Annotated in this window: 9 protein-coding genes and 1 pseudogene; 3 read left to right on the top strand and 7 right to left on the bottom strand. The window is 69.0% G+C overall.

Going from position 1 to position 14,096, the window contains the following annotated elements; genetic code table 11:
• Nucleotides 1-270: 270 nt before the first annotated feature.
• The 3 genes from V7Q42_RS09865 to V7Q42_RS09855 form a co-directional block, all read right to left on the bottom strand.
• Complete coding sequence (locus V7Q42_RS09865; RefSeq protein WP_333823850.1) at nt 271-1,161, bottom strand: LysR family transcriptional regulator; 891 nt, start codon at nt 1,159-1,161, stop codon at nt 271-273.
• 62 nt (nt 1,162-1,223) lie between these two features.
• A complete protein-coding gene (gene trxB, locus V7Q42_RS09860; protein ID WP_333823849.1) occupies nt 1,224-2,189 on the bottom strand; it encodes a thioredoxin-disulfide reductase in 966 nt (321 codons plus the stop codon).
• 94 nt (nt 2,190-2,283) lie between these two features.
• Nucleotides 2,284-3,168, bottom strand: coding sequence for a lysophospholipid acyltransferase family protein (locus V7Q42_RS09855; protein ID WP_333823848.1), 885 nt, complete (start codon nt 3,166-3,168; stop codon nt 2,284-2,286).
• A gap of 209 nt (nt 3,169-3,377) precedes the next feature.
• Between V7Q42_RS09855 and V7Q42_RS09850 the strand changes: the two genes are divergently transcribed.
• Nucleotides 3,378-4,175 carry a hypothetical protein gene (locus tag V7Q42_RS09850; RefSeq protein ID WP_333823847.1) on the top strand — a complete coding sequence of 266 codons (798 nt, stop codon included), beginning with the start codon at nt 3,378-3,380 and terminating at the stop codon, nt 4,173-4,175.
• Nucleotides 4,176-4,416: 241 nt separating this feature from the next.
• On the opposite strand, the gene V7Q42_RS09845 is transcribed toward V7Q42_RS09850, so the two are convergent.
• Together V7Q42_RS09845 and V7Q42_RS09840 are read right to left on the bottom strand one after the other, a co-directional pair.
• A complete protein-coding gene (locus tag V7Q42_RS09845) occupies nt 4,417-5,253 on the bottom strand; it encodes an SGNH hydrolase domain-containing protein (protein ID WP_333823884.1) in 837 nt (278 codons plus the stop codon).
• Nucleotides 5,254-5,406: 153 nt separating this feature from the next.
• Nucleotides 5,407-6,369, bottom strand: a pseudogene (locus V7Q42_RS09840) (acyltransferase family protein); the annotation flags it as partial.
• A gap of 207 nt (nt 6,370-6,576) precedes the next feature.
• On the opposite strand from V7Q42_RS09840, the gene V7Q42_RS09835 reads away from it, so the two are divergent.
• The gene (locus tag V7Q42_RS09835; RefSeq protein ID WP_333823846.1) at nt 6,577-7,623 is read left to right on the top strand and encodes an ELM1/GtrOC1 family putative glycosyltransferase; all 1,047 of its coding nucleotides are present in this window, start codon (nt 6,577-6,579) and stop codon (nt 7,621-7,623) included.
• Complete coding sequence (locus tag V7Q42_RS09830) at nt 7,620-9,593, top strand: acyltransferase family protein (RefSeq protein WP_333823845.1); 1,974 nt, start codon at nt 7,620-7,622, stop codon at nt 9,591-9,593. The genes V7Q42_RS09835 and V7Q42_RS09830 overlap by 4 nt, the downstream gene beginning before the upstream one ends.
• Nucleotides 9,594-9,716: 123 nt before the next feature.
• Here V7Q42_RS09830 and greA read toward each other — a convergent pair whose 3' ends face one another.
• Both greA and carB read right to left on the bottom strand, forming a co-directional pair.
• A complete protein-coding gene (gene greA / locus V7Q42_RS09825) occupies nt 9,717-10,190 on the bottom strand; it encodes a transcription elongation factor GreA (protein ID WP_333823844.1) in 474 nt (157 codons plus the stop codon).
• 202 nt (nt 10,191-10,392) lie between these two features.
• On the bottom strand, nt 10,393-13,887 hold the full coding sequence (carB, locus tag V7Q42_RS09820; RefSeq protein WP_333823843.1) for a carbamoyl-phosphate synthase large subunit: 3,495 nt from the start codon (nt 13,885-13,887) through the stop codon (nt 10,393-10,395).
• Nucleotides 13,888-14,096 lie beyond the last annotated feature (209 nt).

The raw sequence follows: 14,096 nt of genomic DNA, 5'->3' as shown, positions 1-14,096 counted from the left end.
CGCTGCGAACGACGAGCAGTCGAGATCGGCCGCGGTCGCGCGACGGCGATCGGCCACCGGGGACGGCGATCGGCCACCGGGGTGGGGCGGCCGGAGGGTGAGGTGGTACGGGGATGCGAACCGGGCGGGCGGCGACGGGGCGTTCGCCGCGTGGCGACGGCCGCGTGCCGACGCGTCGGGCCGGCGAAGCCGCGCGTCTTCCTCACCCGCATCGAAGGCCGGCGACATCCGCGCCGGGACACCCTCGGCCGCTTTCGACCGCCGACGGTCTCAGTAGGTCCAGCGCTCCGCCTTGGAGATGAGGAAGTCGCGGAACACCTTGACGCGGGCGGTGTTGCGCATCTCTTCGGGGTAGACGAAGTAGCAGTCGAAGGCCGGGACGTCGGCCTCCGGGATCAGCTGAACGAGATCGCTGTCGGCGTCGACGAGATAGTCGGGCAAGAGCGCGATGCCGACCGAGCGCTGGACGGCGCGCTTGATCGCCATGACGTTGTTGATCTTGAGGCAGGGCCGACGCGGCGCGTTCAACGGGCGGCCGGCGGTCTCCAGCCAGTTCATGTCGCGCAGATAGACCGGTGCCGCCGATCCGAAGGTGATGATGCGGTGGACATCGAGGTCTTCGATCGACTCCGGCGCGCCGTGGCGCTTGATGTAGGCCGACGAGGCGTAGAGGTGGTAGTGGATGGCGAAGAGCTTGCGCTGGATCAGATCCGGCTGCACCGGTTGGCGCACGCGCAGCGCCACGTCGGCCTCGCGCATGGCGAGGTCGAGTTCCTGATCGTCGAGGATCAGTTCCAACTCGACGTCCGGGTAGGTCTCGATGAACTCGTGGATGCGCGATGTCAGCCACGACGTGCCGAGGCCGACGGTGGTGGTGACGCGCAAGAGGCCCGAGGGCTTCTCGCGGGTCTCGACCAATCGCGAGCGCGCCTGCTCGAGCTTCATCAGCACTTCGCGGGCGGTGCGGAACAGGAGTTCGCCCTGCTCGGTGAGGATCAGGCCGCGGGCGTGGCGGTGGAACAGCGGCACGCCGAGGTCGGCCTCGAGCGCGCTCACCTGACGGCTCACCGCCGACTGGCTCATCTCCAGGTTCTCACCGGCATGGGTGAAGGAACCGGCGTCGGCGGCGGCATGGAAGATCCGCAGTTTGTCCCAGTCCAAGAGCCGTCCCCCCTCGTCTCGCTTCCGTCCGACCCCGCTTCGGCGTGCGGGGCCGATCGGGTTCATTCCGCAGCCGCGGCGCCGTGGGCGGTGCCGGCCAGGAATTTCTCGGCTTCCAGTGCCGCCATGCAGCCCATGCCGGCGGCGGTGACCGCCTGGCGGAAGACGTCGTCGGCGACGTCGCCGGCGGCGAAGACGCCCGGGATCGACGTGGCGGTCGAATAGGGCGCGGTCCACAGATACCCCGACGGCTTCAGCTTCAGCTGGGTGTCGAAGAGCTCGACCGCCGGCTTGTGGCCGATGGCGACGAAGATGCCGTCGCAGGTGAGATCCCGGGTCGCGCCGGTCACGACGTCCTCGATGCGGGCGCCGGTGACCGACGGCGGCATGCCCTCGCTCCCCAGCACCTCGGTGAGCCTGGCGTTCCAGATCACCTCGATCTTGGGATGGGCGAAGAGGCGGTTCTGGAGGATCTTCTCGGCACGGAAACTGTCACGCCGGTGGATGACCGTCACCTTGGAGGCGTGGTTGGTGAGGTAGAGCGCCTCTTCGACGGCGGAGTTGCCGCCGCCGATCACCAGCACTTCCTTGCCGCGATAGAAGAAGCCGTCGCAGGTGGCGCAGGCTGAGACGCCGAAGCCGCGGAACTTCTCCTCGGTCGGGATGCCGAGCCAACGGGCCTGGGCGCCGGTGGCGACGATCAGCACGTCGCAGGTCCAGGTGTCGCCGCCGTCCAGCGTGAGGGTGAAGGGGCGCTTCGACAGATCGGCCGAGGTGACCGTGTCGTAGACGAGGTTGGTGCCGCAGTGCTCGGCCTGCAGGCGCATCTGCTCGACCAGCCACGGACCCTGGATCGGCTCGGCGAAGCCGGGGTAGTTCTCGACCTCGGTGGTGACGGTGAGCTGACCGCCGAGCTGGATGCCGGCGATGAGCGTCGGCTCGAGCATGGCGCGGGCGGCGTAGATGGCGGCGGTGTAGCCGGCCGGGCCGGAACCGATCACCAGGACGCGGGCGTGATGATGCGACATGGATCCTCTTCCTCGACGAATGTCGAACGTGTTCTTCCCATATAGTCGATGGACCCCCGAGATCCCAAGGGGGCGGCGGAGGAATCGTGACGGCTCACAACCATTTACGATGGGCCCACATCCACTGGCCGGGATATTCGCGGATCCACTCCTCCCAGACCGCATGGATGGCGCGGGTCAGGGCGATCACATCGGCCTCGGCGTCGGCGGTGTGGGGAACGTCGAGCCAGCGGCCTTCGACGCGGAAGCGGGCGCCCTCGGTGCGGATCGTCCGGCCGACGAAGAGCGGCAGGCCGAGGCGGCGGGCGAGCAGCGCCGGAAACGGCATGGCGCGGGCCGGGCGGCCGAAGAAGTCGACGGTGATGGCGGTGCGGTCGGTCTGGTCGGCGACGATCGCCAGGACCGATCCGGCGCGGGCGATCGAGCGCAGCTTCACCGCGATGCCGTGCTGACGGCCGATCAGGCCGCCGGGATAGATCGGCTCGCGTCGCGCCCGGAGCCAGTCCTCGACGATCGGGTTGGAGAGCGGTTTGTAGAGCGCCTTGGTCGCGAAACCGGCCCTGAGCAGGGGAACGGAGACCACTTCCCAGTTGCCGGTGTGGAGCGAGACGAAGACGGCGCCGCCGCGCGCCTTCTCCAACTCGTCGTCCGGCACGGTGCAGACGACGCGGCCGGCGTCTCTCAGGAGTTGCGGCAGGAGGATGGTCTCGGCGGCGGTGCGGCCGAGGTTCTCCCACATGTCGCCGAGGATGCGGCGGCGCTCTTCCGTCGAGAGTTCCGGCATGGCGATGGCGAGATGGGCGTCGGCGCGGGCGTGACGCTTGTTGAACGGCGCGAGCCGGCGCCAGCACCAGCCCATGAAACGGGAGGCGCGATCGAGGCCCATGGCACCGAGCACCGCCGCCACCGCGCCGAGGGCGAGGTGTTGCAGGCGCCAGGACAGGCGGCGGTGAAGCGGGGGCGCGGAATCGCTCGGCATGGGCCAGGATCGAGGGTTCTTCGTGCGACGGCATAACGAAACGGGCGGACGGGGGGAAGGGCGGATACCGTCACAATCGCGCAATCGCCGCCACATTCGCGCGATCGGAGGAGAAACCGGCGACGTCCCCCGGCAGGCCCGGGGTATCGGCACCGGATGGGGCGTGCTAGGAAGCCGCCTCTCCCGCCATCGAGGCCGCCGAAACCCGCATGTCCGCCGCTTCCCTCCCTCCGGTCAACGTCGTCTGCATCAAGTGGGGCACCAAGTACCCCGCCTACTACGTCAACCGGCTGCATCGTGGCGTGTCGCGATTCCTGAAGCGGCCGTTCCGCTTCCTCTGCTTCACCGAACATCCGGAAGGACTCGATCCGGGCATCGAGGTTCATCCGTTGCCGGTCGAACCGTTCGAGGCGGAGATCGTCGCGGCGATGAACCGCGAGGGCCGCAAGGGGGCGTGGCGCAAGGTGTCGCTGTTCAAGCCCGGCCTCGCCGGCATGGAAGGCCCGGTGCTCGGCTTCGACATCGATGTGGTGGTGACCGGGCCGCTCGACGACCTGCTCGACTTCGCCCCGGGCAAGGTGTGCATGCGGCGCGAGTGGCGCTACGAACGCCAGGGCAAGGACGGCGGCCACGGCTCGGTGTTCCTGTTCGACCCGGCGAAGCACCCGTTCCTCTACGAGGAGTTCGCCGCCGACCCGGCCGGTTCGGTCGCCCGCCACAAGGGCTCGGAGCAGTTCTACACCTCGATGACGGCGCTCCGGCACGGCGAACTCACCTATTGGCCGGGCGAGTGGATCTCCTCGTTCAAGCGCGACGCCATGCGCGTCTTCCCGTTCAACCGTTTCCAGGAACCGCGCCTGCCGCAGACCTGCCGGGTGATGTGTTTCCACGGCAAGCCGAAGATGGAAGAGGCGCTGGAGGGCTGGACCGGCTCGCTCTGGCGCGGCACCCGGCCGGCGTCGTGGTTGGCGCGGGATTGGCTGTGGGGCGAGACGCCGGAAGCGTGATGCGAGATCCGGCAAGTCGCTTCGCGACGCCGGATCCGACTCATACCAAAGGCCGAAGATGCTGACGCACCCGGCCTTTGAACACACGCGAATTTCTCATCTGCGTCAGAGGCATGAGAAATTCGCGTCAGGAATACCATCGAAAAGGCCCTTGTTCGGACGGGCCATTTTCGATGAACGGAATACCGAATTCGGATGGGATCATCCGAATTCGGTATGACGCCCCTGGCGGCGGGATGCGTCAACGCCCGACGAGGCCGAGGCGCGGCCAGATCGCCGCGGCGACCAGAGCCGATCCGGTGAGATTGAGGTGATAGGCGTCGGCGTAGAGCGGGCGGCCGTCGGCCTCGACGCGGCAATGATCCCCGGCGCACAGCAGCGGCAGCGGCGAGACGAAGTCGACGAGGCCGCGAGCGGCGAGATCGGCGAAGATCGTCGTCGCGGTGTGGTTCAGAGCTTCGGCGCGGGCGGTGGTCAGGGCGACCTCGGCGGGGCGGCCGGAGAGACGGGCGCGCGCCAGCGTCGCCGGTACGTTCTTCGCCGCCATCGGCACGGCACCGACCACCACGACTCGCACGCCGGTTCCGCGCAGCATCTCCACCGTGCGCTCCACCGACTGTTTCAGAAAGACGTCGGCTTCGGTCGACCCTTGCGCGATGCCCGAACCGGCGAGGAGGCGGGTGCGGCCGCGTTCGCCGTCGAAATTGGCCCAGACCGAATGGAGCACGACGGAGCGCACCCCGGTCGCGGCGACGATGCCGGCGAGTTCCGCCTTGGTCGCCTCGCAGGCGGCGCGGGAGGTCGAGGAGCCGGCGCCCGACTTCAGCCCGAGGATCGGCGGACAGGACTGGACGCCGACGAAACGACCGGCGATGCCGGCCTTCTTCGCCTCGCCGTCGATGCCGTCGGCGAGGGCGGCGGCGAAACTGTCGCCGACGAGGAGGAAGCTCGGGGTGACATCCGCCGCGCCCAGCCGGCACAGGCGGTCGGCGCGCGCATCGGCCGCCGTCACGCCCTTCAGGCAGCCGCGGAACCGTCCCCAGGCGGGGTCGGCGACGTCGCGGATCTCCGGCTCCATGCGGAAGGGCAGGCCCTTCGACACCCAGGCACCGACGCCGAGGAAGCCGACGGCGAGGACCGAGGCGACACCGATCGCCAGGACGCGCGGGGTGCGGGTCGGATCGGGAGCGTGGCGGAAGGGGCGTTCGACGAACCACCACGACAGGGTGGCGAGGCCGATCGAGAGCGCGGCGAGGACGGCGACCGCCACCGCGTCGAGATCGTCGACGAAACGGTAGCGGGCGAAGACGATCACCGGCCAGTGCCAGAGATAGAGCGAATAGGAGATCGCCCCGAGGAAGCGCATCGGCGGCAGGGCGAGGGGGCGGGCCGTCGCCGAGGAACCGGCGCGGCCGGCGTGGATCACCATCGCGGTGCCGAGGCAGGGCAGCGCCGCCCGCCACGAGGGGAAGGGATCGGCGCGGTCGATCACCGCCACGGCGACGGCGATCAGCACGAGGCCGAGGAAGGCGACCGCCTCGCGTCCACGTGCGTCGAGCCGCGGCGGCGGCGTCAGCGCCACCAGGGCGCCGAGCAGCAGTTCGCCGGCGCGGGCCGGCAGGAGATAGAAGGCGGCGTTGGGCCAGAGGTCCGACGTCGCGGCGCTCCAGGCGAAGGAGGCGAGGGCGAGACCGGCGAGGACGCCGCGCTACGGGAGGCGCGGGGCGGTGGCGAGGCCGATCATCAGGGTGGGGAAGAGCAGGTAGTACTGCTCCTCGACCGCCAGCGACCAGGTGTGGAGCAGGGCGAGGCGTTCGGCGTCGGGGGCGAAATAGCCCGACGACGACCAGAACCAGAAGTTCGCGCCGGAGATCGCCGCGGCGCCGACCGACTTGCCGAGATCCTCGAAATCCGCCGGCGTCATCAGCGCCGCGCCGGCGGCGAGCGTCGCCAGCAGAGTGACGAGGAGGGCGGGGAAGATGCGCCGCATCCGCCGCTCGTAGAAGACGGCGAGCGAGAAGGTGCCCTTCGCCTGCGCCTCGGCGATCAGCGTGGTGATGAGATAGCCGGAGATGACGAAGAACACGTCGACGCCGACGAAGCCGCCGGTGAAGCCGGTCACGTCGAGGTGGTCGAGGAGGACGGTGACGATGGCGATCGCCCGCAGTCCGTCGATGTCGGCCCGATACTTCAACCGTCGCTCCGGTTCCTCATGCCGCCCCTCCGGCGACGCGGCGCGACCATAGCCGCGGGCGGCGGAGCGGGGCAAGCCGGCGAGGCGGGACCCTCGGCGGGTGGCGGCTTGCCGCCCCGCCCATCCGGCGCTTTATCCCTCGGCGGGATTGGCTTAAGAGCAGGCGGCCGGACCGCCGGCTCTTCGCCACCGAGATCGACGCCGGCCATGGCCCCCTTGCGCATCCTCGTCCTGCTGATCAACAAGCCCGGTCATCGCCATCAGGCGGAGGGCGTGGCGCATGTGATGGGACGGATGCGGGAGACGACGGTCGAGCGGCTCGAGGTGCGCCCGCGCTGGTTCGTGCCGCCGCCGTTGCGCCAGCTCGGGGTGAACGGTTTCCGTTTCCTGTCGCCGGCCTTCTGGCTGAAACACCTCTACGGTATCGACGTCGCGCGGCTCGACCGGCCGGACGTGATCGTCGGATCGGGTCGGCCGGCGATCGCGGCCGGCCTGCTGCTGAAGCGCCATTTCGGTATCCCTTACGTCTATTCCGGCCTCGGCCGCGGGGTGTCGACGACGCCGGAGATCGACCTGATGCTGGTCAGCGTGAAATCCTTCGCCGGTCTCCCCAATGCGGCGCTGACGCCGGTGCCCTGTCTGGTCGAGCCGGACAAGCTGCCGCGGCCGCGCCCACTCGCTGCCGCCGGCGATCTGTCGGGCGCGACGCTGGGCCTCCTTCTCGGCGGCAACGCCCATTCGCATCGCTTTTCGGCCGAGGACTGGGATGACGTCGCGGCGCTCGTCGTCGAGATGCGAGCCCGGTTCGGGGTCGTCTGGCGGGTCGGCAATTCGCGGCGGACGGGGGACGCCGGTTCGGATCGCTTCACCGATCTCGAACGGCGCGGGGTGATCGAGCGTTTCGTCGATTGGCGGCGTGCGGGATCGGGAACGGTCGGCGACATCTTCGCGGCGGACGCGTTGATCGTCACCGAGGATTCGGTGTCGATGATGTCCGAGGCGGTGGCGGCGCAACGCCGGGTGATCGCACTTCGGCCGCGCGACTTCGAGCCGACGCTGGTCGACGACATCGTCGGCACGCTGGTCGACGGCGGGGCGATGGCGGTGACGGCGATCGCCGGGGCGAGGGCCGACGATCTCGCCGCGACGCTGCTGCGGCTCACGCCCGTCTCCACCGACCACCGTGACGAGATCGCCGCGGCGCTGGCGGCGCGGCTGCCCGGCCTCTTCGGCCATGCGGAGGTGGCCCGATGAGCGCCTCGCTCTCCTATCGTCCGGACATCGACGGTCTCAGGGCCGTCTCGGTCACCGTGGTCATGCTGTTCCATCTCGGCATGACGACGATGAGTGGCGGCTTCGTCGGCGTCGACGTGTTCTTCGTCATCTCCGGCTACCTCATCACCTCGATCATCGCCCGCGAGGTCGACGCCGGGGAGTTCACCTTCGCCGGCTTCTACGAGCGGCGCATCCGGCGCATCTATCCGGCGCTGATCGTCATGCTGGCGGCGACCTTCCTCGGCGCCTGGATCGCGCTGATGCCGCGCGAATTCCTCGCCTTCGCCCGCACCCTGATCGCCACGCCGTTGTTCGCCGCCAACTTCATGTTCCTCGGCGAGGACGGCTATTTCGATGCGGCGAGCATCACCAAGCCGCTCCTCCACACCTGGTCGCTGGGCGTCGAAGAGCAGTTCTACATCGTCTTCCCCTGGCTCCTGATCGCGGCGCGGCGCTACCGCTGGAACCGGCTGGCGATCGTTCTCGCCGTCGTGGTGGCGTCGCTCGCCTCGAGCGTCGTCGCCGGGATGGTCGACTGGGGGCAGGCCTATTTCCTGTTGCCGATGCGGTTCTGGGAACTCGGTTTCGGGGCGCTGCTGGCGTTGCATCGCACGACCGTTTCGCCGCGGCTGCGCGACCTGGTCGGCGTCGGCGGACTGGCGATGATCGTCGCCTCCTGCTTCCTCATCGACGAGAGCATGGCCTTTCCCGGCTGGGTGGCGCTCTTCCCGGTGATCGGCGCTTCCGCCGTCATGGTGGCGGCGGGGAGCCCGGCGAACCGGCTGCTCGCCACGCGCCCCTTCGTCTTCATCGGGCGGATCTCCTACCCGATGTATCTGTGGCACTGGCCGCTGATCGTCTTCGCCGTCCAGGTGCTCGGCCGGCCGCTCCAGCCGCTCGAGGCGGCGGGCATCTTCGCCCTCACGGTGCTCCTCTCGTGGGGGACGCTGGTCCTGATCGAAGCGCCGATTAGGGCACGGCGGCGGCTCGCGTCGCGGTCGCGGCTGTTCGTCGTGGCGAGTGGTCTCAGTCTGGTGCTGGTCGGCGCCGGTATCGCCGGCTTCGTCGGGCGCGGATTGCCGGGACGCCTGTCACCCGAGGTCAGGGCGATCGCCGACGTCGCCGCCGATCCGCCGGCGATCGACAAGGCGTGCCGGCGCAGCCGCACCGCGATCGCGCGCAACCTGCCGCCGTGCGAGATCGGCGCGAGCGAGCCGAAGCACTACGGCTTCGCGCTGATCGGCGACAGCCACTCGCGGGCGCTCGCCGCGGCGATCGGCGACGTGGCGAAGCAGGAGGGCGTCAGGGGGCTCTATCTCGGCCGGGTCGCCTGCCCGCCGCTCCTCGGGCTCGAGCGCCACGGCGCCGGCAACTGGCACTGCGCCGATCATCTCGACTGGGCGATGCGGCGCATCGCCGAGGAGAACATCGGCACGGTGCTGGTGGTGGCGCGATGGGGCGTGGTCTTGCCGCCGGCGTCCTTCGGCCATGAACACGTCGCCGATCTGCGCTACGCTCGCGACGGCCGCGAAGTGAGCCGGGACCGGCTGGCGGCGGAGGTCGAGGCGGGGCTCCGAACGACCTTCGACGCGTTGAAGGGGCGGCGGGTGGTGGTGCTGTTCTCGGTGCCGGAGGTCGGCTTCGACGTGCCGACCGTGTTGGCGGCGGCGAAACGCTTCGGTTGGACGCCGCCGCAGACGCCCGACCGCGACGCCTACGAGGCGCGGCAGAAGAAGATCCGCGATCTCTTCGCCGCGGCGGGCGTGGCGCGGCCGGGGGTCGAGATCCTCGAGCCGGCGGACCTGCTGTGCGGCGCCGGCCGTTGCCGGATCGTCGAGGACGGACGGATCCTCTATTCCGACGACGACCATCTGAGCGCGACCGGTGCGGCGGCGGTGGCGAAATTGTTCGCGCCGGCCCTGAAACGGGCGGCGGGCGAGACGCGCTGAGGCGGCAGGCACCGCTTCCGGAGAGCCGACCGGACATGCGAAAGGCGGCGAGGGGGCTCGCCGCCGATCCGTCGTGGTCGAAGATGGACGTCGCTCGGGCGAACCCGACGCCGGTCACTTCGCTCAGGCGAACCTGACGCCGGTCACTTCGTAGGAGCGGGCGCCGCCGGGGGCCATGACCTCGACGGTGTCGCCGATGGTCTTGCCGATGAGGGCGCGGGCGATCGGCGAGGAGATCGAGATGCGGCCCTGCTTCACGTCGGCTTCCATGTCGCCGACGATCTGGTAGCGCTTCTCCTCCTCGGTGTCCTCGTCGATGAGGGTCACCGTGGCGCCGAACTTGATCTTGGTGCCGCCGAGCTTGGAGACGTCGATGACCTCGGCGCGGCCGAGCTTGTCTTCGAGTTCGGCGATGCGGCCCTCGTTGTGGCTCTGCTGCTCCTTGGCGGAATGGTATTCGGCGTTCTCCGAAAGGTCGCCGTGGGCGCGCGCTTCCGAGATCGCTTGGATGATGCGCGGGCGCTCGACCTGCTGACGATGCTTCAGCTCGGCCTCGAGAGCGGCGTGGCCGCCCGCGGTCATCGGAATCTTCTCCATGGGTCAGGACCCTTTTCATCTGGCGTCCGGTTTTTCGGACGTCGTTGACAAAAGGACTTCACGACCGCCGCCTCCCGGCGGTGGCCGCTCGTCTCTTCGATTTCGGGGTTCGGCCGGCGGCCGATCCGTCCCCCCTAGATCCATTTACCGCCGTCCGCAGGGCCTTCACACCCTTCCGTCGGCGGTCTCCGCGTTCGCCCCCTCAGGCGACGTCGGAGAAATAGGCCTGCAGCGGCCGGACTTCGAGTTCTCCGCCGGCATAGGCGACGATCGCCTCCGCGGCGGCGATCGCTCCTGCGAGGGTCGTATAGTAGGGGACTTTGTGCAAGAGGGCGGCGCGACGCAATGAGCGGCTGTCGGCGAGCGCCTGTGCACCCTCGGTCGTGTTGAACACCAGTTGCACGCCGCCGTTCTTGATGGCGTCGACGATGTGCGGGCGGCCTTCGAGCACCTTGTTGATCTTGGTCGCCGGCACGCCCTGGGCTTCGAGGTAGCGCTGGGTGCCGGAGGTGGCGATCACCTGGAAACCGGTCTCCACCAGAGCGCGGATCGAGGGCAGGATGCGATCCTTGTCCTCGTCGCGCACCGACAGGAACACCGTACCGCCGGTCGGCACGCGGGTGCCGGAGCCGAGCTGCGACTTGGCGAAGGCGGTGGCGTAGTCGTAGTCGAGGCCGATGACCTCGCCGGTCGACTTCATCTCCGGGCCGAGCACGGTGTCGACGCCGGGGAAGCGGGCGAAGGGGAAGACGGCTTCCTTCACCGCGATGTGGTCGAGCTTCTTCGGCTTCAGGCCGAAGGAGGCGAGCGCCTCGCCGGCCATGACGCGGGAGGCGATCTTGGCGACCGGCTCGCCGATGGTCTTGGCGACGAAGGGCACCGTGCGGCTGGCGCGCGGGTTGACCTCGAGGATGTAGACGACGTCGTCCTTGACCGCGTACTGGACGTTCATCAGGCCGCCGACGTCGAGGGCGAGGGCCAGATCGCGGGTCTGCCGCTCGATCTCGGCGATCACCGCGGGCTTCAGCGAATGGGTCGGCAGCGAACAGGCCGAATCGCCGGAGTGGATGCCGGCCTCTTCGATGTGTTCCATGATGCCGGCGATGTAGACGTCCTTGCCGTCGGCGAGGGCGTCGACGTCGACCTCGATCGCACCCGACAGGTAGCGATCGAAGAGCAGCGGCGACTTGCCGAGCACCATGTTGATCTGGCCGGTCTTGTCGTTGGGATAGCGCGCCTTGACGTCGGCGGGCACCATGCCGGGGAGCGTACCGTTGAGGTAGGCGTCGAAGCCGGCCTCGTCACGGACGATCTCCATGGCGCGACCGCCGAGCACGTAGGACGGGCGCACCACCAGCGGGAAGCCGAGGCTCTCGGCGACGAGGCGGGCCTGTTCGATCGAATAGGCGATGCCGTTCTCGGGCTGGCGCAGGTCGAGCTTGTCGAGCAGGCGCTTGAAGCGATCACGGTCCTCGGCGAGGTCGATGGCGTCGGGCGAGGTGCCGAGGATCGGGATCCCGGCCTTCTCCAGCGCCTCGGCGAGCTTCAGCGGCGTCTGGCCGCCGAACTGGACGATGACGCCTTTCAGCGTACCGTTCTGCTTCTCGGTCTCGAGGATCTCGAGCACGTCCTCGGCGGTGAGCGGCTCGAAATAGAGCCGGTCGGAGGTGTCGTAGTCGGTCGACACGGTCTCCGGGTTGCAGTTGACCATGATGGTCTCGAACCCGGCATCCGACAGCGCGAAGGCAGCGTGACAGCAGCAGTAGTCGAACTCGATGCCCTGGCCGATGCGGTTCGGTCCGCCGCCGAGGATGACGATCTTGGTCTTGTCCGACGGCCGCGCCTCGTCGTCCACGGTTCCCGCGAAGGGGATCTCGTAGGTCGAGTACATGTAGGCGGTCGGCGCGGCGAATTCGGCGGCGCAGGTGTCGATGCGCTTGAAGACGGGCCTCACGGCGAGGGCGCGGCGGGCGGCCTTCACTTCGGCTTCCGACTTGGCCGAGAGTTCGCCGAGGCGGGCGTCGGAGAAGCCCATGGCCTTGAGGCCACGGAAGGCTCCGGCGGTCTTCGGCAGGCCGTGGGTGCGGATCTTGGCCTCGGTGTCGATCAGGCCGCGGATCTGCTCGAGGAACCACGGGTCGATCTTGCACGACGCGTGGATCTGCTCGTCGGTGACGCCGAGGCGCATGGCCTGGGCGACGTAGCGCAGCCGGTCGGGCGTCGGCGTGCCGAGGGCGGCGCGCACGGCGTTCTTGTCGTCGCCCTGGCCGAGGCCGGGGATCTCGATGTCGTTGAGGCCGGTCAGCCCGGTCTCGAGGCCGCGCAGCGCCTTCTGGAGGCTCTCCTGGAAGGTGCGGCCGATGGCCATGACCTCGCCGACCGACTTCATCGCGGTGGTCAGCGTCGGTTCGGCGCCCGGGAACTTCTCGAAGGCGAAGCGCGGGATCTTGGTGACGACGTAGTCGATGGTCGGCTCGAACGACGCCGGCGTCGCGCCGCCGGTGATGTCGTTGGCCAGTTCGTCGAGGGTGTAGCCGACGGCCAGACGAGCCGCGACCTTGGCGATCGGGAAGCCGGTCGCCTTCGACGCCAGGGCGGACGAGCGCGAGACGCGCGGGTTCATCTCGATGACGATCATGCGGCCGGTTTCGGGATCGATGGCGAACTGGACGTTCGAGCCGCCGGTCTCGACGCCGATCTCGCGGAGAACCGCGAGGGAGGCGTCGCGCATGATCTGGTATTCCTTGTCGGTCAGCGTCAGCGCCGGGGCGATGGTGATCGAATCACCGGTGTGGACACCCATCGGATCGACGTTCTCGATCGAGCAGACGATGATGCAGTTGTCCGCCCTGTCGCGGACGACCTCCATCTCGTACTCCTTCCAGCCGAGCACGCTCTCCTCGATCTGGACCTCGGTGGTCGGCGAGGCGTCGAGGCCGCGCTCGATGATGTCCATGAACTCTTCGCGGTTGTAGGCGATGCCGCCGCCGGTGCCGCCGAGCGTGAAGGACGGACGGATGATCGCCGGCAGGCCGACCTCGTCGAGGGCTTCCAGCGCTTCCACCAGACCCTTCGAGACGTAGCGGCGCTTGCGGTCCTCTTCCTTGTCGGCCCAGGACTTGCGGAAGCGGTCCTCGAGCTTCGACTTCTCGGCGTCGGAGGCGTCGAGGCCACGGATCCGCGCGATCTCCTCGTCGTGGATCTTCTTGTCGGCGCGCTTGAGGTCGGAGGCGTTGGCGAAGCGCGAGCGCGGCGTCGCGAGGCCGATCTTGTTCATCGCCTCGCGGAACAGCTCGCGGTCCTCGGCCTTGTCGATGGCTTCCGCCGTGGCGCCGATCATCTCGACGTCGTACTTCTCGAGGACGCCCATCTTGCGCAGCGAGAGGGCGCAGTTCAGCGCCGTCTGGCCGCCCATGGTCGGCAGGATGGCGAAGCCCTTGGAGCGGTCGCCGCGTTCCTTCTCGATGATCTTGGCGACGACCTCCGGCACGATCGGCTCGACGTAGGTGGCGTCGGCCAGATCCGGGTCGGTCATGATGGTCGCCGGATTCGAGTTGACCAGGATGATCCGGTACCCTTCGGCCTTCAGCGCCTTGCAGGCCTGGGTGCCCGAATAGTCGAACTCGCAGGCCTGACCGATGACGATCGGGCCGGCGCCGATGACGAGGATGCTCTCGATGTCTGTGCGTTTGGGCATGCGTGCTCGCGACCTATCCGGCGCGGTCGCACGTGAGCGGCCCGCACCGGTCGTTTGTCGATGAAGTCGGAGGGTCGTCCGGACTGGCCGGCGTTATAGGGGAAAAGGATGCGGGGGAAAAGAGGGGCAGGTTCGCCGCGGCGGGCGAACGGCCGGCCGAACCGGCCGAAAGCGGTCGCTCTCGTGCGGGTGCGGCGCGAGATCTTTTC

It is taken from the genome of Pinisolibacter sp., assembly GCF_036782435.1.
In the GTDB taxonomy this organism is placed as follows: Bacteria; Pseudomonadota; Alphaproteobacteria; order Rhizobiales; family Ancalomicrobiaceae; genus CALBKH01.
The sequence above is the reverse complement of the archived record's forward strand: the minus strand, read 5'-3'. Positions and strand labels throughout refer to the sequence as shown.

Coding starts and splice junctions, on each gene's coding strand:
- trxB (WP_333823849.1), bottom strand. CDS start 2,189: ATGTCGCATCATCACGCCCGCGTCCTGGTGATCGGTTCCGGCCCGGCC.
- V7Q42_RS09855 (WP_333823848.1), bottom strand. CDS start 3,168: ATGCCGAGCGATTCCGCGCCCCCGCTTCACCGCCGCCTGTCCTGGCGC.
- V7Q42_RS09850 (WP_333823847.1), top strand. CDS start 3,378: ATGTCCGCCGCTTCCCTCCCTCCGGTCAACGTCGTCTGCATCAAGTGG.
- V7Q42_RS09845 (WP_333823884.1), bottom strand. CDS start 5,253: ATGGAGCCGGAGATCCGCGACGTCGCCGACCCCGCCTGGGGACGGTTC.
- V7Q42_RS09835 (WP_333823846.1), top strand. CDS start 6,577: ATGGCCCCCTTGCGCATCCTCGTCCTGCTGATCAACAAGCCCGGTCAT.
- V7Q42_RS09830 (WP_333823845.1), top strand. CDS start 7,620: ATGAGCGCCTCGCTCTCCTATCGTCCGGACATCGACGGTCTCAGGGCC.
- greA (WP_333823844.1), bottom strand. CDS start 10,190: ATGGAGAAGATTCCGATGACCGCGGGCGGCCACGCCGCTCTCGAGGCC.
- carB (WP_333823843.1), bottom strand. CDS start 13,887: ATGCCCAAACGCACAGACATCGAGAGCATCCTCGTCATCGGCGCCGGC.